Annotated in this window: 25 protein-coding genes; 15 read left to right on the top strand and 10 right to left on the bottom strand. The window is 65.0% G+C overall.

The window, feature by feature from the left end; genetic code table 11:
* The first annotated feature begins 170 nt into the window (after positions 1 to 170).
* Positions 171 to 1652, top strand: coding sequence for a xylulokinase (xylB, locus tag QCE64_RS02605; protein ID WP_309914112.1), 1482 nt, complete (start codon positions 171 to 173; stop codon positions 1650 to 1652).
* 115 nt (positions 1653 to 1767) lie between these two features.
* On the top strand, positions 1768 to 2715 hold the full coding sequence (locus QCE64_RS02600; protein ID WP_309807407.1) for a sugar-binding transcriptional regulator: 948 nt from the start codon (positions 1768 to 1770) through the stop codon (positions 2713 to 2715).
* A 4-nt stretch (positions 2716 to 2719) separates the two neighbouring features.
* On the opposite strand, the gene QCE64_RS02595 is transcribed toward QCE64_RS02600, so the two are convergent.
* From QCE64_RS02595 to QCE64_RS02565, 7 genes are all read right to left on the bottom strand, one after another.
* Positions 2720 to 3571 carry an MOSC N-terminal beta barrel domain-containing protein gene (locus QCE64_RS02595; RefSeq protein ID WP_309929309.1) on the bottom strand — a complete coding sequence of 284 codons (852 nt, stop codon included), beginning with the start codon at positions 3569 to 3571 and terminating at the stop codon, positions 2720 to 2722.
* A 139-nt stretch (positions 3572 to 3710) separates the two neighbouring features.
* Positions 3711 to 4847 carry a sn-glycerol-3-phosphate ABC transporter ATP-binding protein UgpC gene (locus tag QCE64_RS02590; RefSeq protein WP_309914103.1) on the bottom strand — a complete coding sequence of 379 codons (1137 nt, stop codon included), beginning with the start codon at positions 4845 to 4847 and terminating at the stop codon, positions 3711 to 3713.
* Positions 4840 to 5568 carry an HAD-IA family hydrolase gene (locus QCE64_RS02585; protein WP_310002578.1) on the bottom strand — a complete coding sequence of 243 codons (729 nt, stop codon included), beginning with the start codon at positions 5566 to 5568 and terminating at the stop codon, positions 4840 to 4842. Before QCE64_RS02585 ends, QCE64_RS02590 begins: the two co-directional genes overlap by 8 nt.
* A 10-nt stretch (positions 5569 to 5578) precedes the next feature.
* The gene (locus QCE64_RS02580; protein ID WP_404987219.1) at positions 5579 to 6442 is read right to left on the bottom strand and encodes a carbohydrate ABC transporter permease; all 864 of its coding nucleotides are present in this window, start codon (positions 6440 to 6442) and stop codon (positions 5579 to 5581) included.
* On the bottom strand, positions 6439 to 7377 hold the full coding sequence (locus QCE64_RS02575; RefSeq protein ID WP_309807402.1) for a sugar ABC transporter permease: 939 nt from the start codon (positions 7375 to 7377) through the stop codon (positions 6439 to 6441). Before QCE64_RS02575 ends, QCE64_RS02580 begins: the two co-directional genes overlap by 4 nt.
* Before the next feature lie 101 nt (positions 7378 to 7478).
* Complete coding sequence (locus QCE64_RS02570; RefSeq protein ID WP_309914099.1) at positions 7479 to 8843, bottom strand: sugar ABC transporter substrate-binding protein; 1365 nt, start codon at positions 8841 to 8843, stop codon at positions 7479 to 7481.
* Between the two features lie 288 nt (positions 8844 to 9131).
* Positions 9132 to 9905 carry an L-iditol 2-dehydrogenase gene (locus tag QCE64_RS02565; protein WP_310002577.1) on the bottom strand — a complete coding sequence of 258 codons (774 nt, stop codon included), beginning with the start codon at positions 9903 to 9905 and terminating at the stop codon, positions 9132 to 9134.
* A gap of 455 nt (positions 9906 to 10360) precedes the next feature.
* On the opposite strand from QCE64_RS02565, the gene QCE64_RS02560 reads away from it, so the two are divergent.
* The 13 genes from QCE64_RS02560 (at position 10361) to QCE64_RS02500 (ending at position 21428) form a co-directional block, all read left to right on the top strand.
* Positions 10361 to 10864 (top strand): DUF1566 domain-containing protein, encoded by a 504-nt coding sequence (locus tag QCE64_RS02560; RefSeq protein WP_310002576.1) that lies wholly within the window; start codon positions 10361 to 10363, stop codon positions 10862 to 10864.
* Positions 10865 to 11136: 272 nt separating this feature from the next.
* Positions 11137 to 12618, top strand: a complete 1482-nt coding sequence (locus QCE64_RS02555) for an asparagine synthetase B family protein (protein ID WP_310002575.1) — start codon at positions 11137 to 11139, stop codon at positions 12616 to 12618.
* 69 nt (positions 12619 to 12687) lie between these two features.
* Entirely contained in the window at positions 12688 to 13464 is a 777-nt protein-coding gene (locus tag QCE64_RS02550; RefSeq protein ID WP_309929294.1) for an enoyl-CoA hydratase/isomerase family protein, read from the top strand.
* A gap of 8 nt (positions 13465 to 13472) precedes the next feature.
* Positions 13473 to 14669, top strand: coding sequence for a bifunctional glutamate N-acetyltransferase/amino-acid acetyltransferase ArgJ (gene argJ / locus QCE64_RS02545; protein WP_309914084.1), 1197 nt, complete (start codon positions 13473 to 13475; stop codon positions 14667 to 14669).
* Between the two features lie 44 nt (positions 14670 to 14713).
* Positions 14714 to 15580 (top strand): TauD/TfdA family dioxygenase, encoded by an 867-nt coding sequence (locus QCE64_RS02540; RefSeq protein WP_309914081.1) that lies wholly within the window; start codon positions 14714 to 14716, stop codon positions 15578 to 15580.
* Positions 15581 to 15686: 106 nt separating this feature from the next.
* Positions 15687 to 16442, top strand: coding sequence for an enoyl-CoA hydratase/isomerase family protein (locus QCE64_RS02535; protein WP_309914079.1), 756 nt, complete (start codon positions 15687 to 15689; stop codon positions 16440 to 16442).
* Positions 16433 to 16894, top strand: a complete 462-nt coding sequence (locus QCE64_RS02530) for a hypothetical protein (protein WP_309914076.1) — start codon at positions 16433 to 16435, stop codon at positions 16892 to 16894. Before QCE64_RS02535 ends, QCE64_RS02530 begins: the two co-directional genes overlap by 10 nt.
* A 57-nt stretch (positions 16895 to 16951) precedes the next feature.
* Positions 16952 to 17752 carry a hypothetical protein gene (locus QCE64_RS02525; RefSeq protein ID WP_310002574.1) on the top strand — a complete coding sequence of 267 codons (801 nt, stop codon included), beginning with the start codon at positions 16952 to 16954 and terminating at the stop codon, positions 17750 to 17752.
* A gap of 3 nt (positions 17753 to 17755) precedes the next feature.
* Complete coding sequence (locus tag QCE64_RS02520) at positions 17756 to 18172, top strand: hypothetical protein (protein WP_309914070.1); 417 nt, start codon at positions 17756 to 17758, stop codon at positions 18170 to 18172.
* A 147-nt stretch (positions 18173 to 18319) separates the two neighbouring features.
* Positions 18320 to 18796 (top strand): Fur family transcriptional regulator, encoded by a 477-nt coding sequence (locus QCE64_RS02515; RefSeq protein ID WP_309914068.1) that lies wholly within the window; start codon positions 18320 to 18322, stop codon positions 18794 to 18796.
* A gap of 58 nt (positions 18797 to 18854) precedes the next feature.
* Complete coding sequence (locus QCE64_RS02510) at positions 18855 to 19736, top strand: metal ABC transporter solute-binding protein (protein WP_309914066.1); 882 nt, start codon at positions 18855 to 18857, stop codon at positions 19734 to 19736.
* Positions 19733 to 20647: an ABC transporter ATP-binding protein gene (locus tag QCE64_RS02505; protein WP_309914065.1), complete on the top strand. Its 915-nt coding sequence runs from the start codon at positions 19733 to 19735 to the stop codon at positions 20645 to 20647. Before QCE64_RS02510 ends, QCE64_RS02505 begins: the two co-directional genes overlap by 4 nt.
* The gene (locus QCE64_RS02500; protein ID WP_309914062.1) at positions 20640 to 21428 is read left to right on the top strand and encodes a metal ABC transporter permease; all 789 of its coding nucleotides are present in this window, start codon (positions 20640 to 20642) and stop codon (positions 21426 to 21428) included. Before QCE64_RS02505 ends, QCE64_RS02500 begins: the two co-directional genes overlap by 8 nt.
* A 28-nt stretch (positions 21429 to 21456) precedes the next feature.
* Here QCE64_RS02500 and fghA read toward each other — a convergent pair whose 3' ends face one another.
* Genes fghA through QCE64_RS02485 form a run of 3 tightly spaced genes read right to left on the bottom strand, consistent with a single transcriptional unit; the run spans position 21457 to position 24676 of the window.
* Complete coding sequence (gene fghA / locus QCE64_RS02495) at positions 21457 to 22305, bottom strand: S-formylglutathione hydrolase (RefSeq protein ID WP_309929280.1); 849 nt, start codon at positions 22303 to 22305, stop codon at positions 21457 to 21459.
* 14 nt (positions 22306 to 22319) lie between these two features.
* Positions 22320 to 23426, bottom strand: a complete 1107-nt coding sequence (locus QCE64_RS02490) for an S-(hydroxymethyl)glutathione dehydrogenase/class III alcohol dehydrogenase (protein WP_310002573.1) — start codon at positions 23424 to 23426, stop codon at positions 22320 to 22322.
* Positions 23427 to 23461: 35 nt separating this feature from the next.
* Positions 23462 to 24676 carry an AGE family epimerase/isomerase gene (locus QCE64_RS02485; protein ID WP_309914053.1) on the bottom strand — a complete coding sequence of 405 codons (1215 nt, stop codon included), beginning with the start codon at positions 24674 to 24676 and terminating at the stop codon, positions 23462 to 23464.
* Positions 24677 to 24888 lie beyond the last annotated feature (212 nt).

Below are 24888 nucleotides of genomic sequence, written 5' to 3'. Positions count from 1 at the left end.
GCGAACGTAATCGCAGCGTCAACTGCGCGCCGCGCCGCTCGGGTAATGTGCCCATGGCGCGGCGCCGCGCGTGGCGTTAAATTAGCGCCTCCCGCTGCGCGGGACTCACACGTCGCTCATTCCTCGTTTTCCGCCGGGCGCGAACCTGGCCACGACCCAAGGGTACGTTCATGTACTTAGGCATCGACCTCGGCACCTCCGAAGTGAAAGTCCTGCTGCTCGCCGCCGACGGCAGCGTGATCGGCACGGCGGGCACGCCCTTCACCGTGTCGCGTCCGAAGCCGCGCTGGTCAGAACAGAATCCGCTCGACTGGTGGGAAGGCACGCGCGCCGCACTGTTCAAGTTGCGCGAGAAATTCCCTGCCGAATTCGCCCAGGTGCGCGGCATCGGGCTCTCGGGTCAGATGCATGGGGCGGTGCTGCTCGATTCGCAAGACCGCGTGCTGCGCCCCGCGATTCTGTGGAACGACATGCGCAGCGACAAGGAGTGCGCCGAGTTGTACGAGCGCGCGCCCAATCTGCATGAAATCGCCGGCAATCTCGCGATGCCCGGCTTCACCGCGCCGAAGCTGCTCTGGGTCGCGCACAACGAACCCGACCTGTTCCGCCAGACCGCGTGCGTGCTGCTGCCGAAGGACTATCTGCGCATGCATCTGACCGGCACCAAGGTGTCCGATCCCTCCGATGCCGCCGGCACGCTCTGGCTCGATGTCGCGCGGCGCGACTGGTCGGACGAACTGCTCGCGGCCTGCGGCATGTCGCGCCAGCAGATGCCCGCGCTGGCCGAAGGCAGCGCGCCGTCCGGCACCCTGCTGCCGGCGCTCGCGCGCGAACTCGGCCTGCCGGAAGGCGTGGTGGTCGCAGCGGGCGGCGGCGACAATGCCGCGAGCGCGGTGGGTATCGGCGCCACCGATCCGGGCGACGGCTTCCTGTCGCTCGGCACCTCGGGCGTGCTGTGCGTGATCGGCGACCGTTTCCGGCCCAATCCGGCGTCCGCCGTGCATGCGTTCTGCCATGCCATTCCGGATCGCTGGCACCAGATGAGCGTGGTGCTGTCGGCGGCGAGCTGCCTGCGCTGGGTCTGCAAGCTGACCTCGACCGACGAGCCCACGCTGCTCGCCGAGATCGAGGCCCTGCCCGTCGACATCCTCTCGTCCGCGCCGCTGTTCCTGCCGTATCTGAGCGGCGAGCGCACGCCGCACAATGATCCCTACGCGCAGGGCGTGTTCTTCGGCATGACGCACGCGACCGATCGTGCGCTGCTCGGCTATTCGGTGCTCGAAGGCGTCACGCTCTCGCTGACCGATGGTCTCGACGCGCTGCAGTCGGCGGGCACGCAGGCGCGCGCATTGTCGATGCTCGGTGGCGGTGCACGCAGCGCGTACTGGGCGCAGATGTTCGCCGACGCCTTCGATACCCCGACCCGCACCCACGGCGGCGGCGAAACCGGTGCGGCGCTGGGCGCGGCGCGGCTCGGCTGGCTCGCGGCGGGCGGCGACCCGGCAACGGTGCTCGCGAAACCCGAGATCAAGCAGGAGTTCACGCCGGATGCACAGCGCCATGCGCTGTTGAGGCAGCGGCTGAAGAGTTTCCGGGAGCTGTACCAGCACGTGCGGCCGCTGTTCGATCCGGCGCGGCCGAGGCTGGCATAACGTCGGCCCCAAGAGCGCTCGTGAGGGCGATCGAGTCAATGGGTGGTTCTGAATTTGGCATCACGTTGTCCAAAATAAGAACTAAAACTTAAGAGCAGACAGCCGCGCAACCACAGTGCCCAAATCCACCGAAAAACTCGACCTCGCCACGCGCGCAGCCTGGCTCTACTACGTCGCCGGCAATACCCAGAACGAGATCGCCGAGAAATTGCAGATCTCGCGCCCGGTGGCGCAACGGCTCGTCGCGTTTGCCGTCGAGAAAAACCTGATCCGCGTGCGGGTCGATCATCGCATCGCCGATTGCCTGTCGCTGGCGCGCGCGCTCAGCGACCGCTACGGCCTCGCGATGTGCGAAGTCGTGCCCGTCGACGGCGACGCGCCCGAGCAGGTCGACCGCAAGCTCGCCGTCGCGGGCGCGCAAGTGATGGAGCGCTATCTGCTCGACGAGAAACCGCTGGTCGTGTCGATCGGCAGCGGGCGCACGTTGAAGGCCTGCGTCGCGCAGATCGGGCAGATCGAGCGGCCGCAGCATCGCTTCGTGTCGATGGTCGGCGCCATCGCGCAGGACGGTTCGTCGAACCGCTATGACGTGGCCCAGCAGCTCTCGGAGAAGACCGGCGGCAAGCACTTCATGCTGCCCGCGCCGCTCATGGCCGACAGCGAATCCGAGCGCGCCCAGTGGGTCAATCACCGGCTGTATCGCATCGTCGATGAACTCGCGCAAGGCGCGGACGTGGCCTTCGTCGGCATCGGCAACGTGGCCGTGAACTGTCCGCTGCATGAAGACGGCTTCATCACGCGCGCGGAAGTGGAGGAGATGATCGAGGCCGGCGCGGTGGCCGAATGGCTCGGGCTGCCGATCGACGCCGCCGGCAAGCGCGTGCAGTCGAGCACCGGCGCGCGCGTGACGAGCCTCAAGCTCGACTCGCCGCCGCGGCGTCCCACGATCGGCTTCGCAGGCGGCCAGCGCAAGCTCGATGCGTTGATCGCAGCGTTGCAGGGGCAATGGCTGTCGGGTCTCGTCACCGACGAACTCTGCGCGAAGGCCGCGCTGGAAGCGTAACGCCTCAGAAGTCGATCTCGGCCTCGACGTCCTGACCCACGTGCAGCGCCATGCCCTCGCCCGCGAGGACAATCGCGTTCTTGCCGAAGGTGAGCTTGCCGCCCATCTGCTCGCTGGCGCGGTAGGCGCTCATCGTGTCGAGCGGCTCGTGCGGCCACGCGGGGTCCGCCGCGCCCGTGTCCTGGTCGATGGTCGGCATCGGGCAACGCGAGCAGAGCTTGACGAGCTTCAGTTGCGCCTCGCCGATCCGCATCTCGCCGACGAAGTCTTCCTCATACGCATCGAGTCCGCCGACCACCAGGTTCGGCCTGAAGCGGTTCGCGGGAATCGCGGGCGCGCCCTTCGCGACGAGACGCGCGTTCAGATCATCGAGCGAGGCCTGGCTCATCACCAGCAGCGGAAAGCCGTCAGCGAAGCGCGTATGCGTGCTGAGCGGCGCGGTCCAGGTTTCATCGACGACGCGGCGCACCTGCGGCGCAAAGCGGGTCAGCCGCGCCGGCATGTCGAGGAACGTGCTGCACCATTGCGCCGTTTCCTCGCCGGTATCGAGCGCATCGAAGGTGTCGCGCCAGACGGTCGTGCGCAGCGGCTTCGGATCGACGAGCGCTTCGGCGCGCAAGGGCGTGCGCAGCGTCGGCATGCCGGGCGCGTCGAGCACGAGTGAATCGTCGGCGAAGGCTGTCCGGATCAGCGCCATGCGCGGATGCGCGCGCTGCGTGAGCATGGCGCCGGACGGCTCGGTGATCATCCAGTGGCGGTCGTATTCGAGACCGGTTTCGAGCAGCGTCGCGCGCTTCAGGGCGATACCCGCGCAGGACTTGACCGGATAGACAAAGAGTTCATTCAGGACGGGCATGGCGATGTCGGTGGGAGCGCGCCGGCCGTCGGACGCGGCCGGTCGTACACGCGATTATCCTACGTCGGCTAAAAAAATACGGCGCCGTTCCTGCGAACGGCGCCATCGTCATGCCCCTGTGCCGCGATGGTGCGACGCTTCAGGCGGCCGTCGCGTGCTCGCGCTGCCAGCCATCCACGACCTTGCGCGTGAACGCCTGCCCTTCCGCGTTGAACAGATGGCAGTGTTCCGGCGCGGCGCCGAGCTTGAGCTTCTCGCCGCGCGCATGCTTTTCTAGCGGCGGAATGCGCGAGATCAGCCCATCTGGCGCGACATCGGTTTCGGCGTAGAGATAGGCCGCGTCGCCGAGCGTCTCGACCGTCATCGCCGAAGCCGACACGCCGTACTCGCCCGCTTCGGTCGAATTAGGCTGCAAGTGCTCGGGGCGGACGCCGACCGTCACGGTATCGCCCGGCTTGGCATTGCCCGGCAGCACGCCGGCCAGTTGCGTCTCGCCCGTCGCGTACTTGACCAGCACGCCGTCGTTCTGCACGGCGGCCACCGTGCCGGACATGAAGTTCATCTTCGGCGAGCCGATGAAGCCCGCGACAAAGCGGTTCGCCGGCGCGTGATACAGCGTGTTCGGCGTGCCCACCTGCTCGATGTTCCCCGCCGACAGCACGACGATCTTGTCGGCGAGCGTCATCGCCTCGACCTGATCGTGCGTCACGTAGATCATCGTCGTCTTGAGGTCGTCGTGCAGGCGCGCGAACTCGAGCCGCATCTTCACGCGCAGCGCGGCGTCCAGGTTCGACAGCGGTTCGTCGAACAGGAACACCTTCGGCTTGCGCGTAATGGCGCGGCCAATCGCGACGCGCTGCCGCTGGCCGCCCGAGAGCGCCTTCGGCTTGCGGTCGAGCAGATGGTCGATGTGCAGGATCTTCGCGGCGTTCTTCACGGCGGCGTCGATGGCGGGCTTCTTCTCGCCCGCCAGCTTGAGGCCGAACGCCATGTTGTCGTACAGCGTCATGTGCGGATAGAGCGCATACGACTGAAACACCATCGCGATGCCGCGCTTGGCGGGCGCGAGTTCGTTGACGCGCGTGTTGTCGATCATCAGCTCGCCGCCGCTGATGTCCTCCAGCCCGGCGATCATGCGCATCAGGGTGGACTTGCCGCAGCCCGACGGACCCACGAACACGACGAACTCGCCGTCGTTGATGTCGAGGTTGATGTTGCGCATCACCTCGGTTTCTTCATAACGCTTGCTGATGTTGCGCAGGGTCAGGCTAGCCATGATGTGTGTCTCCCATGTCGAACGACGCGTCTTGCAGCCAGTGCGCCACGAGCGCCGGCAAGCGCGTCATGTCGTCGAATACCACGTGTGCGCCCGCTTGCTGGAGCGCGCCAAGCTGTCCTTCAGTCGCATGTCCGCCGCCGATGAAACCGAGCACCGGCATGCCCGCCGCGCGCGCCGCCGTCACGCCCGTCACGCTGTCCTCGACCACCAGGCAGCGCAGCGGATCGATGCGCATCGCGCGGGCCGCCGCGAGATACACGTCGGGCGCGGGCTTCGGGTTCTCGACCATGTCCGCGCAGAAGCGCCGCGCGCCGAAGAAGCGCACGAGGCCGGTGCGTTGCAGCACCGCATCGACATAGGTCGAGAAACTGTTGCTCGCGCAGGCCTTCATGAACGGCACGGCCGCGAGCGCCTCGGCGATGCCCGGCACCGCGGGCGCCTGGATCGCCGCCGCCTCGACCGCGCGCCGGATCGTGACCACCTGATCGTGCGTCAGCGTGCGGCCGACCGTGTCGGCGGCGCTCGCGAGCACCGCCTCGATGCGCAGCCCGAGCAGCGGCATCACGACCGGTTCGACATCGACGCCCGGCCACAGCGCCTGCAGCTCGGTGACGAGCATGCGCGCGGCGACGGCCTCGCTGTCGATGAGTACGCCGTCGCAGTCGCAGATCAGCAGGCGATCGTCGAGATTGGCTTCGTTGGAGGGTGTGAGATTCACGAGCGCGCCCTCACTTCACCGCGCCAAACGTGAGACCGCGCACGAGTTGCTTCTGCGACAGCCAGCCGACGATCAGGATCGGCGCGACCGCCAGCAGCGAAGCCGCCGAGAGCTTGGCCCAGAACAGCCCTTCCGGACTCGAATACGACGCGATGAACACCGTGAGCGGCGCCGCGTTCGAGCTCGACAGGTTGATGCTCCAGAACGCCTCGTTCCACGACAGGATGATGAGCAGCAGGCCGGTCGAGGCCAGTCCGGGAAGCGACATCGGCATCAGCAGGAAGACGATTTCCTGCCAGGTCGACGCGCCGTCGATGCGACCCGCTTCGAGAATGTCCTTCGGCACTTCGTTGAAGTACGTGTAGGCCATCCAGACGGCGATCGGCAGGTTGATCAGCGTGTAGACGATGATGAGGCCGGACACCGTGTCCAGCAGGCCCGTGTTCTTCCACAGCAGGTAGATGGGCACGAGCACGCCGACCGACGGCATCATCTTGGTCGAGAGCATCCACAGCAGCACTTTCTGCGTCTTCCTGGTCGGGAAGAAGGCCATCGCGTAGGCGCAGGGCACGGCGAGCAGCAGGCAGATCACCGTGACGCCGACCGAGATCAGCACCGAATTCCACGCGAAGCCGAAGTAATTGCTGCGCGCGAACACTTCGCGGAAGCTGTCCAGCGTCGGCGTGAAGAACAGCGACGACGAATACGCCTGCTGCTCGGTCTTGAACGCCGTGATCGTCATCCAGAAGATCGGGAAGAACAGCAGGATCGACGCGATCCACGCCACGATGCCGGGCACGATGTTCTTCACATGCTCGAGCGCGGACGTGCGCGGCGCGCCGCTCATGGCTTGAGTGCGGACGGGTGTGCTCATGACTCGTACTCCCCCTTGAGGTTCTTCGCGAGCATTCTCACGAGGAAGAACGCAACGATGTTGGCGAGAATGACCGCGAGGATGCCGCCCGCCGAAGCCAGGCCGACGTCGAACTGCTGCAGGCCGAGTGCGTAGATCAGGTAGGACAGGTTGGTCGTCGCGGTGCCGGGGCCGCCGCCCGTGGTCGTGTAGATTTCCGCGAAGATCGACAGCAGGAAAATGGTTTCCATCATCACGACGACCGCAATCGCCCTTTTCAGGTGCGGCAGCGTGATGAAGAAGAACATGGCGAACGGACCCGCGCCGTCGATGCGCGCCGCTTCCTTCTGTTCCTGATCGAGCGACTGGATCGCCGTGAAGAGGATCAGGAACGCGAACGGCAGCCATTGCCACGAGACGATCACGATCACCGCGAAGAGCGGATATTCGGCGAACCAGTCGATCGGCTGCATGCCCAGCGAGCGCATCAGTCCCGCGATCAGGCCGTACACCGGATGCAGGATCATGTTCTTCCAGATGAGCGCCGAAACGGTCGGCATCACGAAGAACGGCGCGATCACCAGCAGGCGCGCAATGCCTTGCCCCCAGAACTTGCGGTCGAACAGCACCGCGAGCAGCACGCCGCCGACCACGGTGATGACGAGCGTCGAGATGATCAGCGTGAGCGTGTGGGCGATGGACGGGCCGAACGCCGGATCGGTGACCAGGAACTCGAAGTTGTCGAGACCGGCGAAGCCCTTGACGTCGGGATTCAGCAGGTTGTAGCGCGAGAACGAAAACCAGATCGTCATCGCGAGGGGGATCGCCATCCACAGGAACAGCAATCCGGTGGACGGCGAGATCAGCCAGCGCACCGACTTCGCGCGCCGCTTGTCGCGCTCGGCGGCGGACTCCTCCAGATGATGATCGGTGATGGGGGGATTCAGTTGACTCATCGTGTCACCTCTCGATGATTGACGCCGGCGGACCGCCCAGTGACGGGACGGCCCGTGTACCGCGATGGATGAAGCGCGTTACCGCATGCAGCGTGCTTCTCTTACTTCTGATACCCGGCCTGCTTCACCGCGCGATCGGCGGCGGCGTTGCCGGCCTTCAGCGCGGCATCGACGCTCGTCTGGCCCGCGACCACGCCTGCAATCGACTGGCCGACCACCGTGCCGAACGACTGGAACTCCGGAATGCCGACGAACTGGATGCCGGTGTAAGGCACCTTGTGCAGCGTGGCGTCGTTCGGATCGGCGGTTTCGATCGCCTTCAGCACGAAGTCGCCGAACGGCGCGGCCTGCTTGTACTCGGGCCGTGCGTAGGTGGACTTGCGCGTGCCCGGCGGCACCGAGGCCCAGCCTTCATCCTTGCCGACCATCTCGATGTATTCCTTCGACGTCGCCCATGCGGCGAACTTCTTGGCGGCGTCCTGCTGCTTCGAGGTCTTCGGAATGGCGAGCGACCACGACCACAGCCAGTGCGAACCCTTCGGCGTGACGGCCACCGGCGCCGCCGCGAAGCCGATCTTGTCCGACACCTGCGACTGCGCCTTGTTGTAGAGCATGCCGGCGGCGACCGTGGCGTCGATCCACATCGCGCACTTGCCCGACGACATCAGCGTGAGGTTCTCGTTGAAGCCGTTCGAGCTGGCTCCGGGAGGGCCGTCGTTCTTCAGCAGGTCCGCGTAGAAGCCGACCGCCTTCTTCCATTCGGGCGTGTCGAGCTGCGCCTGCCACTTCTCGTTGAACCACTCGCCGCCGTAGGTGTTCACCACGGTCGACACATACGCCATGTTCTCGCCCCAGCCCGCCTTGCCGCGCAGGCAGATGCCGTACTGGCCCTTCGACTTGTCGGTGAGCTTGTCGGCGAACTGCTTGATCTGGTCGTAGGTCGGCTGGTCCGGCATCTTGAGGCCGGCGGCCTGGAACAGGTCCTTGCGGTAGTACGTCATCGAGCTTTCGACGTAGAACGGCAGCGCGAACAGCGTGCCGTTGTAGGAGAGGCCGTCGCGGGCCGTCTTCACGACATCGTCGAGATCGTAGTTGGCGGGCAGGTTCGTCATCGGCGAGAGCCAGCCGCGCTTGCCCCACTGCGGCGCCTCGTATGTGCCGATGGTCACCACGTCGAACTGGCCGCTGTTGGTCGTGATGTCGGTCGTGGCGCGCTGGCGCAGCACGTTTTCCTCGAGGATCACCCAGTTCAGCTTGATGTCGGGATTGGCTTTCTCGAACGCCGGCGAGAGCTTCTTCAACTCGATGATGTCCGGATTGTTGAGCGTCGCGATCGTGATGGTCGCGGCATGCGCCGACAGCGGCACGAGCGCGGCGGCAGCCAGCGCCGCCGACAGCGCCCCGCTCGCGAACGGTGCGCGGCGCGCGCGCGGTTGGGTTCGAACGATGCGTTGAGTGCGTTTCATGAGGTTCGTCTCCTTTTTGTTGGCACGGACGCCGTGGAGGGTCCCGCTGCAATGACCGCGGGCGCCGTGGTTGCCGCTGACTGCTTTTGAGGGTGCGCGACCGGAATCGCGCGTTTGTCGTTGCGTTTTTTCGTTGCGTTTTTTCGTTGCGTTTTTTCGTTGCGTTTTTCGTTGCGTGTGCTATCGGGTGTGCAGTTGCGTGTGCCGCGCTTCGTGTCTGCTGTGACGCCGTTTCACTATAGACGGTGCTTCCTGTGCTTCAAGCCGCATGCAGCGCGCCGCGCCGCGTCAACTCATCCAGTTGCCGCCATCGACGTTGAGCGTCTGCGCCGTGATGTAGTCCGCATCCGCCGAGGCCAGGAACAGCGCCGCGCCCGTCAGGTCGGCGGGCAGGCCCATGCGCCCGAGCGGCACTTCTTCGCCGACGAGCCGCTTCTTCTCGCCGATCGGCCGGTTCTCGTAGCGCGCGAACAGCGCGTCGACGTCCTTCCACATCGGGGTATCGACGACGCCCGGCGCGATGCCGTTCACGTTGATGCGCTCTTTTGCGAGCGCGAGCGCCGCCGATTGCGTATAGCTGATCACCGCCGCCTTGGTCGCGCAGTAATGCGACACGAGCGCCTCGCCGCGCCGTCCGGCCTGCGATGACATGTTGATGATCTTGCCGCCCCGGCCCTGTTCGACCATGCGCTGGGCGACGGCCTGCATCAGGAAGAACATGCCCTTGACGTTGACCGCGAAGAGGCGGTCGTAGATGTCCCAGGATTCGTCGAGCAGCGGGCGCATGTCGAACAGCGCCGCGTTGTTGAAGAGAATGTCGATGCCGCCGAAGCGCTCCACCGTGCGCCCGACGATCTGCGCGATGTCCTCGCGGCGCGTGACGTCGGCCTTGAGCGCGAGCACGCGCGTGGCGTCTTCCGTGAAGCGCCGGGCGAGTTCGCTCTCGTCCCGCACGTCGACGACGACGACCCGTGCGCCTTCTTCCAGATAGCGCTGCGCGACCGCCTCGCCGATGCCACCGCCGGCGCCTGTGATGATCGCGACCTTGTCTCTCAGTCTCACCGATGTCTCCGATTTCTTCCGCTTCACTCACGCGGGTGAGCGAACGCTCCACGAGTGAGCAATTGCTCTTAGTTTGATCGAATGATCGGCGCTGCGCGGGATCGTGTCAAGGCATCCGGCACAGGTTTCGATGCTGCGACGCGCAATCAGCCGGTTTGCTCGGGGAAACCCCATCTGGCATGGCGCGAAACGAGCAACGCACGTTCCCGTACGAGCATTTTTCGCTTGCTTGTGCGGGACGGTTCGGTTCAGCCGTTTGTTGATTTGTGACTCTTGAATGCTTCCAAAACAAGATTGATGTCGCTTAGGCTGGTTTGCTTGGATTTGGCCTTAACTCGAACCGACAGCTTAGCTTCCTGTTGGCAGTCATTTGCCAAGACAAGGCAAATGATCTCTTTGATCCGTTAATCAACAGCAGCAACTTCAATCATAAGACCATGACATTATCCAGCAGCATGAAACGAAATATCGGATTAGTGTGCACGACACTCCCATTGGCGCTCCATTCCGTTTTAACTTCCGCATCTTGCGTTCAGGCAACCGACAGTTCATGGAGCATCAACGCGAGTGAAGCAACCGATCCCGGAAAGCGGCTGGTCTGGAAGCGTTGCGCCGTGGGGATGGAATGGGACCAGCGCAGCGGACGTTGCACGGGAAATCCGTTGGGCCTGAGTCATGACGAAGCGAAAAAGGCCGCGAAACGAACCGGACCCGGCTGGCGCCTGCCGACAGCCGAAGAACTGGGCAGTCTGAGACGCAAGACCTGCAGCGGTCCGAAGATCGACGCCAAGGTGTTCCCCGCCGTCGCCGCCTCGGATTTCGGCGAGGGCGCGAATTTCTGGAGCGCCACCGCCGCGGAGATTCCGGGCACGCTCTATTACGTCAATTTCACCGATGGCGCCTACGACTTTCACAGCGCTGGTTTCTCGCTATCGGTTTTCCTCGTCAAGAACTTATAGCTGACCATTTGCAGTCGTTAGCTCGGTCGAATGCATTAGTAGCAGTCAAATCCTGACATACCTTCGTTAAGGCTAATTAACTGCTATTTCCAGCAGTGAATTTGTTTGTCTGAAAACAAAACTTTACGAACGCTTAGCGAGAAATCAGGATTGCCTCGTGATTTAATTTTTACGGACAAGGTGCTTGCCCGTGATTTTCGGCGCAGCAGTTGTTCATCGATATTCAAACAATCGCGGCGGACATCACGCCCCCTTTTTCTTGGCGACCGTTCATGACCTTCTCATTCATCGCGGTACCTCATTCAGGACGCAAGCCTTCACCTTCTCTCGCGAATCTGCAGAGCGAAGGCGAATGCTTCGAAATTGCAGGCTGGCAACTCTGGCTGAAGACCTGGCGCGCCGAGTCGTTTGCGGCGCTCTCGCATGTGGAACGCCACCAGACGCATGTGCTGATCGGAAGCGTCACGAACATCGACGAACTGCGCGTGCTCGCCGCCACGATTACCGCGGAGGCGCTCACCGCGAACGACGCCGCGGTCCTGCACACCCTGCACCAGGTGTACGGAGAAGCCGTCTTCGCCATGGTCGAAGGGCCGTACACGTTCCTGACCTTCGGCTCGCGCGGAACGCTGGCGGTGAAAACCGACGCCCACGGCCTGCAACCGGTGCATGCGGTGAGCGGGCGCAGCGCGTTCTGGCTGACCTCGGAACTGAAGAACGTCGCGCGTTGCCGGCGCGATGAACTGGACTTCCTCCCCGAGGATGACGTGCTCGCCCATGACAACCGGGCAGACACCTTCCTGCCGCTGCGCAACGGCGCACGCCTGCGGCCGGGCTCGGCGTATTCGTTCGGGTCCGATGGCCGCGAACATCCCGTCATGCATTCCGTCAGCTATCTGGGCCATCGGCTGGCCGCGCCGCAGCGCTTGCGCCGCGAGCACGCCCGCGAACTGACCTATTCGCTGCTGTCCGACTCCATCCGGTCGCTGTCGCGCTGTTCCGGGCCGCTGTCCATTCCGCTGTCCGGCGGGCTCGATTCGAGCATGGTCACGGCCATCGCGGCACGCCACCGGGACGACGTCCGAACCCTGGCGATCGGCACCGGGACAAGCAACGAATTTCCGTTTGCCCGCACCGTCTCGCGCCACGTCCGGACCACGCACAGCGAACAAACCTTCACGGACCAGGAAATCCTGCGCGGCGCGCACGAGGCCATCTACTACAACGAGATCTTCGACGGCCTTTCCGCCGAGATCCAGGCCAGCCTGCTGTGCCTCTATCGAACGCTTGAGGGCATCGGCGGACGCGTCATCACCGGCTATGGCTCCGACCTGCTGTTCGGCGGCGTTCTGAAGCCAGGCAGCGCGCCGGCCGACGCGAACCCCGAACTCTGGCGGCAGATCTATCGCACGCGCTGGACCGGCGAGTTCTCGCCGTTCGGGGCGAATCGCTACGGACTGGACGTGCATCACCCGTTCTGGACGCCGCGGCTTGTCGCGTTCGCACTGAACCTCGCGCCCGACATGAAGGTGGCCGCCGATGAAGTCAAGGTGATGTTGCGCGAGTGCGCCGCGGAGCACGCGCTGCTGCCGGACGAGATCGTGTGGCGCAAGAAGATCGGCATTCATGAGGGCTCGTCGGTCAATCAGATCTACGCGTCCCATATCGGCGTCGAGACCGGCGACTACGTCGGCAAGACCCGCTACACCTATCGCCGTTATCGCGCGTTGCTCAGCGGAGAAGACGCGCTTTGAGGCATGCGCCGTGACGCGAGTCACTTCAAGGAAGCTCAAGGAACCGCAAGGAAGCGAAGGAGGACAGGCATGGCAGCAGTTTCCGAAGCAGACGAAGGCAGCATCCGCGTCATCACGTTGCGGCACGCCAATCGCAACAACCCGTTCAGCGCGGAACTCGAAGACAGCGTCAAGGCTGCGCTCGCCCGCGCCGACCGCGACCCGAAGGTCGGCGCGGTCGTCGTGACCGGCGGCCAGGACCGCTCGTTCAGCGCCGGCGGCGACTTCAACGAAGTGCGCCTGCTCAAGGGCGGCACGGATGTCGACGACTGGATCGATCGCGTCACAGAGCTGTACCTCAGCGTGCTGAACGTAGAGAAGCCCACGGTAGCGGCCATCGACGGCTACGCCATCGGCATGGGCTTCCAGTTCGCGCTGATGTTCGACTGGCGTCAGGCCGCGACCACGGCGGAGTTCCGCATGCCCGAACTGCGTCATGGCATCGGCTGCTCGATGGGCGTCGCCATTCTGCGGCATGCCATCGGCCATGCGGCCATGCAGGACATCGTCTTCGCCTGCGAGCCGATTTCCGCCGAACACGCCGTGGACTACCGGATCGTCAACCGCCTCTCGCGGCCCGATGCGCTGCTGCGTGACGCCATCGCCCGCGCGGAAACGCTCGCGAGCTACCCGCAAGTGCCGTATCGCGCGACCAAGGCCACCATCGTCGCCGGCATGCGGGCGGTGCTGGAGCAATCGGCCGAATCGTCCCGGCGCGTGCATCGCGCCGCCTTCGCCGCGCGCAGTCCTCACGCGCACTTTGCCCGCGTACTGGGCGACGAACACGTCGAGGCCGCCAAACGATGAGCCACGCGATGAAACCCGGCGCCTTTCTCTCGCGTCCGCTGGATGCCCGCTCACCCGTTCCGCAAGGCTTCGCGACCTTCGTCGCGAGCGCCGGCATACGGAATCACGCGCGCGACATCGCCGTGGTGCATGCCGATGCGCCGTGCGCCGTGGCCGGCGTCTATACGCGCAGTCACTTTGCCGGCGCGGCCGTGCGGGCGTCCCGCACGCAACTGGCGAAGGGCAGCGCCCGCGCGTTGCTGGTCATCTCCAAGAACGCGAACGTCGCGACCGGCGTCCAGGGCGAGGCGGATCTCGATGTCTTGCTGGAGACGCTGTCGCAGCAGCTTTCCATCTCGCGCGATGACATCCAGACGGCGGCGACCGGCGTGATCGGCAAGCGGCTGCCCGTCGGGCGCATCGCCGCCTGTCTCGCGCAGACGCGGGAACGCCTGTCGCGGCCACCCGACTTCCTGTCCTTCGCCGAAGCGATCATGACCACCGACACCACGCGCAAGGCCGTCGCGATGCGCGTGGGCAAGAGCGTGCTGGTGGGCATCGCGAAGGGTGTCGGCATGATCGAGCCGGACATGGCCACGCTGCTCGTCTACTTCTTCACCGACGCGCGCATCCCCCAGCCCGCCCTCCAGTCGATGCTGACCCAGGTGGCGGACCGCACGTTCAACTGCATCACGATCGACTCCGACACCTCGACGAGCGACAGTTGCGTCGCGTTTTCGAGCGGGCTTGCCGGACCCGTCGAAACGAACGCTTTCGCCGACGCGCTGCTGGACGTCGCCTCGCACCTGGCCATGCTCGTGCTGCGCGACGGCGAAGGTGTCACCAAGGTATTCACCACGATCGTCGAGCATGCCGAGTCGGATGCCGTCGCGCGCGCCGTCGCGAAATCCATCGCCAATTCGCCGCTCGTCAAGACGGCCATCCACGGCGCGGACCCGAACTGGGGCCGCGTCGCGATGGCCATCGGCAAGTGCGACCGGAAGTACCAGATTGATCCGCAGCGCACCCGCATATCGATCTGCGGCACGTGCGTGTATCCCGCCGTCATCGACGAAGCCACGCTCTCGGCGTTGCGCGGGACGATGGCGGCGGCAGAGCACATCGATATCCGCGTCGACCTCGCGGCCGGACACGGCCGCGCCGAGGCATGGGGCTGCGACCTGTCGCCGGCCTATGTCGCACTGAACAGCCACTACACCACCTAGTGCGTCACGACATCCCGTTGTTTGTCATCAGCATGGAGCATTGAATGGATACACGCGTACGGCTTTACGAAAGGGAATCGGTGCTGGCGTCCGGTTTCGGAGCGATCCTCAACCGCGAGGCGTTCCTTGCGGCCGACCCGGAAGACATCAAGTCGATCCTGATGGAGAAGGGCTTCGTGCTCGTCCGCGATCTCGACTTCGAACGACAGGACTTCCTGAACCTGTATGCGCGCTACGGCAACATCGTCGCGTATGTGAACGAGCGGGAAAAGGTCGGCTATGGCTATCGGGACACGCTGGAACTCGACGGCGATCAACGCAAGATCGTCACCGGCCGCGGTCAACTGCCGTTTCATGCGGACGGCGGCCTGCTGCTGAGTCAGGTCGACCTCGTGTTCCTGTACGGCGCGCGCATCGAGAACATGCGGTTTCGCGGCGCCACACTGGTCACGGATCACGTCCTCGCGTGCGAGGAACTGCCGCTCCATCTGCGCAACGTGCTGGAGGAAGAAACGTTTGAAGTGCGGGTGACCGAGCGCGGCTATTACGTCGACGTCTCGCCCGAGGGCTGGTTCAAGGTGCCGGTCTTCACGGATCTCGGCTGGGTCAGGAAGATGCTGCTCTACTTCCCGTTCGACGAGGGACAGCCCGCCAGCTGGGAACCGCGCATCGTCGGCTTCACCCCTCACGAGACTAAGAGGTTCTTCACCGAGCTTTCGCAATTCTTCAAGAACCCGCGCTACACCTATACGCATTTCTGGCGCCGCGGCGACCTGCTCATTACCGACAATCGCCGCAGCATTCATGAGCGCGAGGAATTCAACGACCCCGCCATCGAACGCGTGCTCTGGCGCGGACAGACAGCGGAGACAGGTGCATCCGGCCCGGTGCGCGATATCGGTCTGGGCTGATTTGCACGCTTCTCAGCGTGACTTTTGCCGCACTTCGCGCCATGCCCCGGCCCATCGATGATCGGCCGGCGCGTGGCGCTTTCTGGCTCACCTGTTCAGAGGACGCATGGAAACACTTGGCACAATCGACATGACGCAGCGCCTGGTTCCGCTGGATGACTCGCGTTCGGGCATCGTGCAGTTGACGCTGCACGGCGCGACACCGGCCAATGTTCTCGATACGGCGGTGCGGCGGCGCATCGTCGGGACGCTGGAAGCGGCGGCCACGGACCCGGAGGTAGCCGCATTGATTCTGTCAGGTCCGACGGGCGGCGCATTTTGCGGCGGCGGCGATGGGCAGGAAGTGTCGAACCTGAACAGCGAGTCGGACGTCGATGCCTGGCTCGACAGCATCATGGCGCTGTATCACGCCGTCCTGAGGTTTCCGAAGCCGGTGATCGCCGCCATCGACGGTCAGGTGAAAGGACAAGGCCTGCAACTCGCGCTGCTGTGCGACATCCGCATCGCGGCTTACGGCGCGCGCTTTTCCGAGCCAGAACTCGCGCAGGGCGTGAGTTGTGCTGTCGGCGCGGCGATGTTGCGGCACTTCGTGCCCCATGGCGTGGTGTCGGAAATGGTCTATGGCTGCAAGGAGTTTGGCGCCATCACCGCGCTCGAACACAGTCTGGTCAACTTCGCGGTGCGCGAACACGAACTGATGCCCATGGCCCTGCATTGGGCTCGCCGGCTGGCGGATCATGCACCGGCCGCGTTCGCGCACACCAAGGGCATCATCGCGCACACCCTGCTGCAGGCGCTGACTGCTTGCCTGCCCGCTGCCCGCGCGACCCATCGGCAACTGCTGGTGCGTCCATGCGCATGACACTGCACGCGATCCTGTGCGGCCTGTGTCTCCTCGCGACAGCGACCGCGAACGCGGCGCTTTCGCAGGCAGCGGCTCCCTGCGCATCGGAAGGCAAGTTCCTGCGCTCCGTCGCGACTTGGCCGGACGTCAGAAGCGCCATCGACGCACGCCTTCCGTATGGACCGAACGCGTCGCAGGCATCGCCGACGCCCTCGCCATTCATGGAAAGCACCCGGGCGCTGCTGAGCGAATCCGGCCAGGGCGAAGTGCAGGACGCTTTTCGCTCACTCTCGCAGCTTGCGCGGGACGGTGATCCGGAGGCGGCGTTGCTCGTCGGCTTCATGCATGCCCAGGGCATGGGCACGCCCACCAACTACTGCGCCGCCCAGGCGTGGTTCTGCCGGGCGGGCGACGGCGGTATCGAGGAAATCAAGCACGCGATGCGAAACCGCTGCCCCGAATCTCAATGACGTTTTTCCACTACCGCGCCGAGCGATGTCCGCTCGCCCCACTTGCCTGACCAGAACATGAAATCGCTGTTATCGAGTTTCGGTGCCATCGCCGTCGCTGTCTTCCTGAGCCTTTCGTCGCCGCTGCATGCAACGGCGCCCGGCCGCTGGATCGAATCCTCCAATCCACCCTACGTGGCGCGTGTCTCAGATGGCACGCTGCTGTCGATCCAGCTTCAGCCCATGCGCCTGAAGCTCGACATGAACGCGCACAACTCGGTCCGATCCGAAACCGACGACTTCAAGCCCGCCCGCTATTCGTTCCCGCGCGCACACGTTCCGCAAGCCGTGCTGCATCGCCTGACGGACATCTATCGCTACGAGCGCCGCAGGGACGTCCCGATCGTCTCCTCCGGCGGCAAATGGGTCATTGCCGAATACTTCCCCGCTCGTTCGCACATTCCGGTCGCGCGCTTCCAGTTGCTGGGCGGGCGCGTGCAGCGTCAGGAACGGCTTGATTCAACCGGCCGCACGACGCAGATCGTCGTCATCGGCTGGGCGCGTGTTGCCGCGTCCGCCGACGAGGAAGCCAGCGATCTCACCGCGCTCGGCGAGCGTCCCGCGTGGATCCGGGTCTTCCGTGTGTCGCCCTCCGGAGCGAAAACCCTGGTGGCGGTCGCCAGGCGCAAGCGCAGTTTCACCGCACCGCCCGACCCCGACCACGTCCCGCAAGACGACGATCTGACGTTCGGCTCGCCGAAGGGCATGCCCGAATGGCGTTCGATGGCCGAGTTCGTCGCCGCCCAGGAAATCGACCTCGACGCCGCCGCCCTGTCCGGGAAGTCCGGCACGGCGCAGCGCGCGGGTTCGCGCGTCTGACGCATGTCTCAGAAGAACGCCATGCGCGCGTCCGGATCGAGACTTCGCTGGCTGGCCGCCGCGCTCGTCCTGCTGGGCGCGGACGCCCGCAGTGCGGACGACGCCGCGCAAGCTCACTACTACATCGGACGCCAGGGCGACGCGTTCGAATACGCCCGGATGTCCGCCGGCGAAGGCGCGGCCGAACGTCGCGTGCTCGTCTGGTATCTGGGCAACCGGACCGGCAGGACGCCGTCGGTCCGCTATCAGGACGGCGCGAGCGGCGGAACCCTGACCTGCTATGACGATTGCCAGTTCGTTCGCGGCGTGACGACCGTCGCGGGAAAAGTCGTGCATGTGGGACGCATCCGTGTGACGAACGACCCGCTCATCTACGCCATCATGCACGACGCACTCGCCGGGCATCTGTCGAAACGTTGAAGGCGGAGGGCCGCGGAGCACGGTCGCTCTTGACCCCGCGTGCATCTTCCGTTGATACGTTATATCATCGCCGGATTGCATTGCGAGCGGCTGGTCCGCTCCGCATTCACCCCTTGCCTGGCTCACGCTCCGCGTGGCCCGAATGTCATGACTGATTCCGTCGAAACCAAGCTCGCGCGCGCCGAGGTGCTGGCCACCGAGCGCGGCGTCGCGCTGACGCCGCTGCGCCGCCACGTGTACGAACTCGTCCTTCAGGCGCACAAGCCGATCGGCGCCTACGATCTCATCGACGCCATGCAGCCTCAGCGCGGCTCGCGCGTGCCGCCCACGACCGTGTACCGGGCGCTTGAATTCCTGGTCGAGAACGGTTTCGTGCATCGCATCGAATCGAAGAACGCGTTTGTCGCCTGCTGCGATGCGGGCAAGCCGCACGAAAGCCAGTTTCTGATCTGCGACGAATGCGGCGCGACGCTCGAAATCCAGGGCCGCGAACTCGCGTCGTCGCTGTCGGCGAGTCCGCCCGCGCATGGCTTCAAGGTGCATCACCAGGTCGTCGAACTGAGCGGCCTGTGCGCCGACTGCCAGAAGAAACATCGGGCGCAGCATCGCCCGCAAGGCGCCTGAAGCGCCCGCCAGCAACGACACCCATCCCGGCTCTGACCGCCACCACACGAGGAAATCGATGAAATTCGCGCACGTCCTGACCTGCTTCGCGCTCGCGCTCGGCTTTTGCAATACCGCTTCCGCGCAGGCGGCGCGCGTGCCGGTCGTCGCGGCAGAAAACTTCTACGGCGACGTGATCCGCCAGCTCGGCGGCGACCACGTGCAAGTGACGAGCATCCTCAGCAATCCGGACGAAGACCCGCACTTGTTCGAGGCCAGCCCGAAAACCGCACGCGCGTTGCAGCATGCGTCGCTCGTCGTGTACAACGGCGCGGACTACGATCCATGGATGGACAAGCTGCTCGCGGCATCGAAGAGCAACGACAAGCGCACGGTGATCGTCGCGGCGCAACTCGTCGGCAAGAAGGCCGGCGACAATCCGCACCTCTGGTATGACCCGGCGACCATGCCGGTCGTCGCGCGCGCGGTGAGCGCCTATCTCGTGAGCGCCGATCCGTCGCACAAGAGCGACTACGACGCCCGTCTCGCGACCTTCCTCGACTCGCTGAAGCCGATCGACGCCAGCGTCGCGCAACTGAAGGCGCACTACAAGGGCGTGCCCGTGACGGCCACGGAACCGGTGTTCGGCTATATGGCCGATGCCATCGGCTTCGAGATGCGTAACCTGCGCTTCCAGATGGCGTCGATGAACGAGACCGAACCGAGCCCCGCCGACATCGCCGCCTTCGAGAAGGACTTGCGCGAACGCCGCGTGCACGTGCTGATCTACAACAGCCAGGCCACCGGCGCGCTGACGAAGCGCCTGCTGGGCGTCGCCAAGGACGCGCACGTGCCGAGCATCAGCGTCACGGAAACGCTGCCGGCGAAAAAGACCTATCAGCAATGGATGCAGTCGCAGCTCGACGCACTCGCGGGCGCGCTGCAAGGATGGCAGCAATGAATGCAGCACGACCCGCGCTCGAAGTCGAACACGTCACGCTGGAACTCGGCGGTCGCGAGATCCTGAACGACGCGAGCTTCACGGTCCACAACGGCGAGTTCATCGGCGTGCTCGGACCGAACGGCGCGGGCAAGACCACGTTGATGCGCGCGCTGCTCGGCCTCGTGCCGTTGAAGAGCGGTGCGATCCGCGTCAACGGCGAGGCCGTGGTGCGCGGCAATGCGTCGATCGGCTATATGCCGCAGATCCGCAGCGGTCTCGCCAACCGCCGCGTGCTGGGCCGCGATTTCGTCGCGATGGCCGCGGACGGGCATCGCTGGGGCCTGCCGCATCGCGATGCGCGCGTGCGTGCCGAAGTCGAGCGCGTGCTCGACCTGGTCGGCGCACGGCAGCTTGCGTCGCGGCCGCTGTCGGAACTGTCGGGCGGCGAGCGGCAGCGCCTGCTGCTCGCGCAATGCCTGCTCGGCAATCCGCGTCTCCTGCTGCTCGACGAACCGCTCATCAGCCTCGATCCACGGCATCAGACCGGCGTGGTGGAACTGGTGCGGCGCGTGCAGCGCGAACTGAACATCACGGTGCTGTTTTCGGCGCACGAACTCAATCCGCTGCTGAACTCGCTCGACCGCGTGCTCTATCTCGGCAGCGGCCGCGCGGCGCTCGGCACCGTCGACGAGGTCATCTCGAAGCCGGTGCTGTCACGGCTGTACGGCTCGCCGATCGACGTGATGCGGGTGAACGGGCGCATCTTCGTGATGTCGGGCGATGTCGAGATCGACAAACTCGATCACGCCCACGAGGAAGACGGCGAACACACGCACGATCATGACCACGGGCACGGGCATGGCCATGCGCATCATCATGAGCACGCCGGCGCTCAGGGCAAGAAGGGAAGCCACACGCACAATGTTTGAATACGACTTCATGGTGAATGCATTCGCGGCGTCGGGAATCGTCGCGGTGCTGGCGGGCATCGTCGGCTATTTTCTGGTGATGCGCGGGCAGACCTTCGCGGGCCACGCGCTCTCGCACGTCGGCTTCACCGGCGCGACCGGCGCGGTGCTGATCGGCATGCCGCCGCTCTGGGGCATGGTCGGCTTCACGCTCGCGGCGGGCATCGGCATGGGCGCGCTCGGCGAAAAGCTCTCGGGCCGCGACGTGGCGATCGGCGTGATTCTCTCGTTGTCGCTGGGCTTCGGCCTGCTGTTCCTGCACTTCTTCACCGCCTATGCCACCCAAGCCACCGCGCTTCTGTTCGGCAACGTGCTAGGCGTCAGCCATGACACGCTGATCGTACTGCTCGGTCTCGCGCTGGTGAGTCTCGCGGCGCTGGCGTTCATCATGCGGCCGCTGATGTTCGCGTCGCTGCAACCGGAACTGGCCGAGGCCAAGGGCGTGTCGCTGCGGCTCGTGTCGGTGCTGTTTCTTGCGATCACCGCGCTCGCAGTGGCAGCGTGTACGCAGATCGTGGGCGTGTTGCTGGTATTCGCGCTGATGGTCGGTCCGGCCGCCGCCGCGCAGAACGTCACGACGCGGCTGTCGTCAGGGCTGTTGCTGGCCGCCGCGTTCGCGCTCGGGCAGGCGTGGCTCGGGCTGACGCTCGCCTACTACACCGACTGGCCGACGAGCTTCTGGATCACCATGCTCGCCGCCGTCGTCTATGGCGCGAGTCTGATCGGACGGCGCGGCGACTGAGTTCTCTCGCCGGCGCCGTCCTGCAAACTCACTTGCACAACACCCGCGCGTGATGCGCGACATGCTCGCCAACGAAGGTCGAGATGAAGAAGTAGCCGTGATCGTAGCCTTCGTGCCGCCGGACGTTCACCGTGTGTCCGGCTTCACGCGCATTGCGCTCGAACACGTCGGGATGCAACTGTTCGGCGAGGAACTGATCCGCCAGCCCCTGATCGATCAGGATGCCGCCCTCGAAGCGCGCGGCCGCATCGCCCTTGATGAGCTCGCTCGCGTCATACTGCTTCCACGCCTCGCGATCGTCGCCGAGGTAGCCGGAAAACGCCTTCACGCCCCACGGACACTGCGACGGCGCCGCGATGGGCGCGAACGCCGACACGCTGCGATAGATGTCCGGATTGCGCAACGCCAGCACGAGCGCGCCGTGCCCGCCCATCGAATGACCGAAGATGCCGATGCGGTCCTCGCGCACCGGCAGTTCCGCGATCACCGTCTTGCGCAATTCCTGCGTCACATACGAGTCCATCCGGTAGTGCTTCGACCATGGCTCGCGCGTCGCATCGACATAGAAGCCCGCTCCCGCGCCGAAGTCCCACGCGTCCTTCTCGCCGGGAATGTCGGCGCCGCGCGGCGACGTATCCGGCGCGATCAGCGCAATGCCGTGCTCCGCGGCGTAACGCTGCGCGCCCGCCTTGATCGGAAAGGTTTCTTCGGTGCAGGTCAGGCCGGCGAGGTAGAACAGCGCCGGCACCTTGCCCGACGCGGCCTGCTTCGGCAGGAAGACCGAGAAGCGCATCGGCAGGCCGATGCTTCGGGCGTCGTGCTTGTAGATGCGCTGCACGCCGTCGAAACAGCGGTGCTCTTCCACGAGTTCCAGCATGAAGGCCTCCGGGTTCAGTAGACCACGACCGAGCGGATCGACTCGCCTTTCTTCATCAGGTCGAAGCCGTCGTTGATCTGCTCGAGCTTGAGATGGTGGGTGATCAGGTCGTCGATATTGATCTTGCCTTCCATGTACCAGTCGACGATCTTCGGCACGTCGGTACGCCCGCGTGCGCCGCCGAACGCCGAACCTTTCCACTCGCGGCCCGTGACCAGCTGGAACGGCCGCGTGCTGATTTCCTGCCCGGCCGCCGCCACGCCGATGATGAACGACTGGCCCCAGCCCTTGTGCGTGCATTCGAGCGCCTGGCGCATCAGCGTCGTGTTGCCGACGCATTCGAACGAATAGTCCGCGCCGCCGTCGGTCAGCTGCACGATGCGATCGACGACGTTCTCCACTTCCTTCGGGTTGATGAAGTGCGTCATGCCGAACTTCTTCGCCAGCTCGATGCGGCCCGGATTGATGTCGACGCCGATGATCTTGTCCGCGCCGACCATCTTCGCGCCCTGGATCACGTTCAGTCCGATGCCGCCCAGCCCGAACACGACGACGTTCGCGCCCGCCTCGACCTTCGCCGAATACACCACCGCGCCGACGCCCGTGGTCACACCGCAGCCGATGTAGCAGATCTTGTCGAACGGCGCGTCTTCACGCACCTTGGCCACCGCGATTTCCGGCACGACGATGTAGTTCGAGAACGTCGACGTGCCCATGTAGTGGAAGAGCGGCTTGCCGTCGAGCGAGAAACGCGAAGTGGCATCCGGCATCAGGCCCTTGCCCTGGGTCGCGCGGATCTTCTGGCAGAGATTGGTCTTGCGCGACAGGCAGAATTTGCACTCACGGCATTCCGGCGTGTAGAGGGGAATGACGTGATCGCCCTTGCGCAGCGTGCCGACGCCCGGTCCGACATCGACGACCACGCCCGCGCCCTCGTGCCCGAGGATCGCCGGGAAAATGCCTTCCGGGTCCGCGCCCGACAGCGTGTAGTAGTCGGTATGGCAGATGCCGGTTGCCTTCACTTCGATCAGCACCTCACCGGCGCGCGGACCTTCGAGATCGACCTCTTCGATCGTCAGCGGCTTGCCTGCTTCCCATGCGATTGCGGCTTTCGTCTTCATCGTTCAGCTCCTCGGTTTTGATTGGCGGATTCAGTTCAGCGCACGACGTTCAAGACTTCGTAGCATGCGCCCATCGTGTGATAGTCGGTCTTGCCGGCGGGACTCTTTTCGTCGCTGTACTGGCGGTTGTCGCGCGTCAGGATGCGATACCACGCGCCCCACTTGTGATCGACGAAATGCTCCCAGGAATAGGCCCACAGGCGGTCGTAGTCGTTCCAGTAGCGCGCGGCGAGCGTCGTGTCGCCCGCGCTGCGCGCGTGCTCCGCGAGCAGCGCCGCCGCCGCGAGCGATTCCGCCTGCACCCAGAAATACTTGTCCTCGTCGTAGAACTGGCCTTCGGGGTCGAAGCCATAGACCATGCCGCCGTGCTCGTGATCCCACGAGCGTTCCAGCGCCCGGTCGAACAGTTCGCGCGCGCGCACGGCATGCCAGGCTTCCGGACGATGCCGGTCGAGGATCAGCAGCAGCTTCGCCCATTCGGTCTGGTGTCCCGGCTGGAAACCCCACGGCCGGAAGATGTTGCTGCGGTCGCCCTTGTTGTAGTCCCAGTCGACGGACCAGTCCGGCTTGTAGTGCTCCCACACGAGCCCGCCCGCGAGCGCCGCCTGACGGTTCACCATGTTGTCGGCGAGCAGCGCGGCGCGGTCGAGATAGCGCGCGGCGCCGGTGGCCTCGAACGCGGCGAGCAGCGCCTCGCAGGTGTGCATGTTGGCGTTCTGGCCGCGATACTCCGACACGTCCCAGTCCGCGCTCGCCTCGTCCTTGTAGAGACCATGCGGCGCGTCCCAGAAGCGGGCTTCCATCAGGTCCCAGGTTTCGTCGAGATAGGCGCGCGCCTCGTCGACGCCGGCTTCGACCGCCTTCGCATACGCGAGCATGACGAACGCCAGTCCGTAGCAATGATTGGTCGCGTCCGTCACCTCACGGCCGTTCAGCGTCCACGCGTAGCCGCCCGTCTGCGGATTGCGGTGAAACTCGCGCAGATAGTCGATGCCATGCACCACGCCGCCGCGATATTCGTCCATGCCCCAATGCTTCCAGGCCATCGCGTAGTTGAAGACGAAGCGCGTGCTCGACACCAGATGCCGCGAGGTGCGGTCGTAGATCGTGCCGTCGTTCTTGTAGTAGTGGAAAAAGCCGCCCGCCGGGTCCATGCAGTGCGGGTGATAGAAGGTCATCGTGCGCAGCACGTGGTCCAGCAGGAAGGCGCGCGAACGGAAGTCAGGATGGGACGGCGAAGGTGCGGGCATGGCGGATTCCGGAGTGAGCTGGACGATAGCGGGCATCATGCGCCGCTCATATGAAGCGTCGCTTCATGATGCGCGGCGCGCGTTGCATCGGCTTCGAGGGTACGCAAGTTTAAGCGCTCTCGCGGCGGACCGTGAACCCGCCGTCGGACCGCGTGTCCGGATCGAGGACGCGCAGGAAGCGTTCGTCGAGCGACAAACCGGCGATGTAAAGC

The sequence above is a fragment of the Caballeronia sp. LZ043 genome, from assembly GCF_031451075.1.
Taxonomy (GTDB): domain Bacteria; phylum Pseudomonadota; class Gammaproteobacteria; order Burkholderiales; family Burkholderiaceae; genus Caballeronia.
Note: the sequence above shows the minus strand (reverse complement) of the source record. Positions and strands in the feature narration are given on the sequence as shown.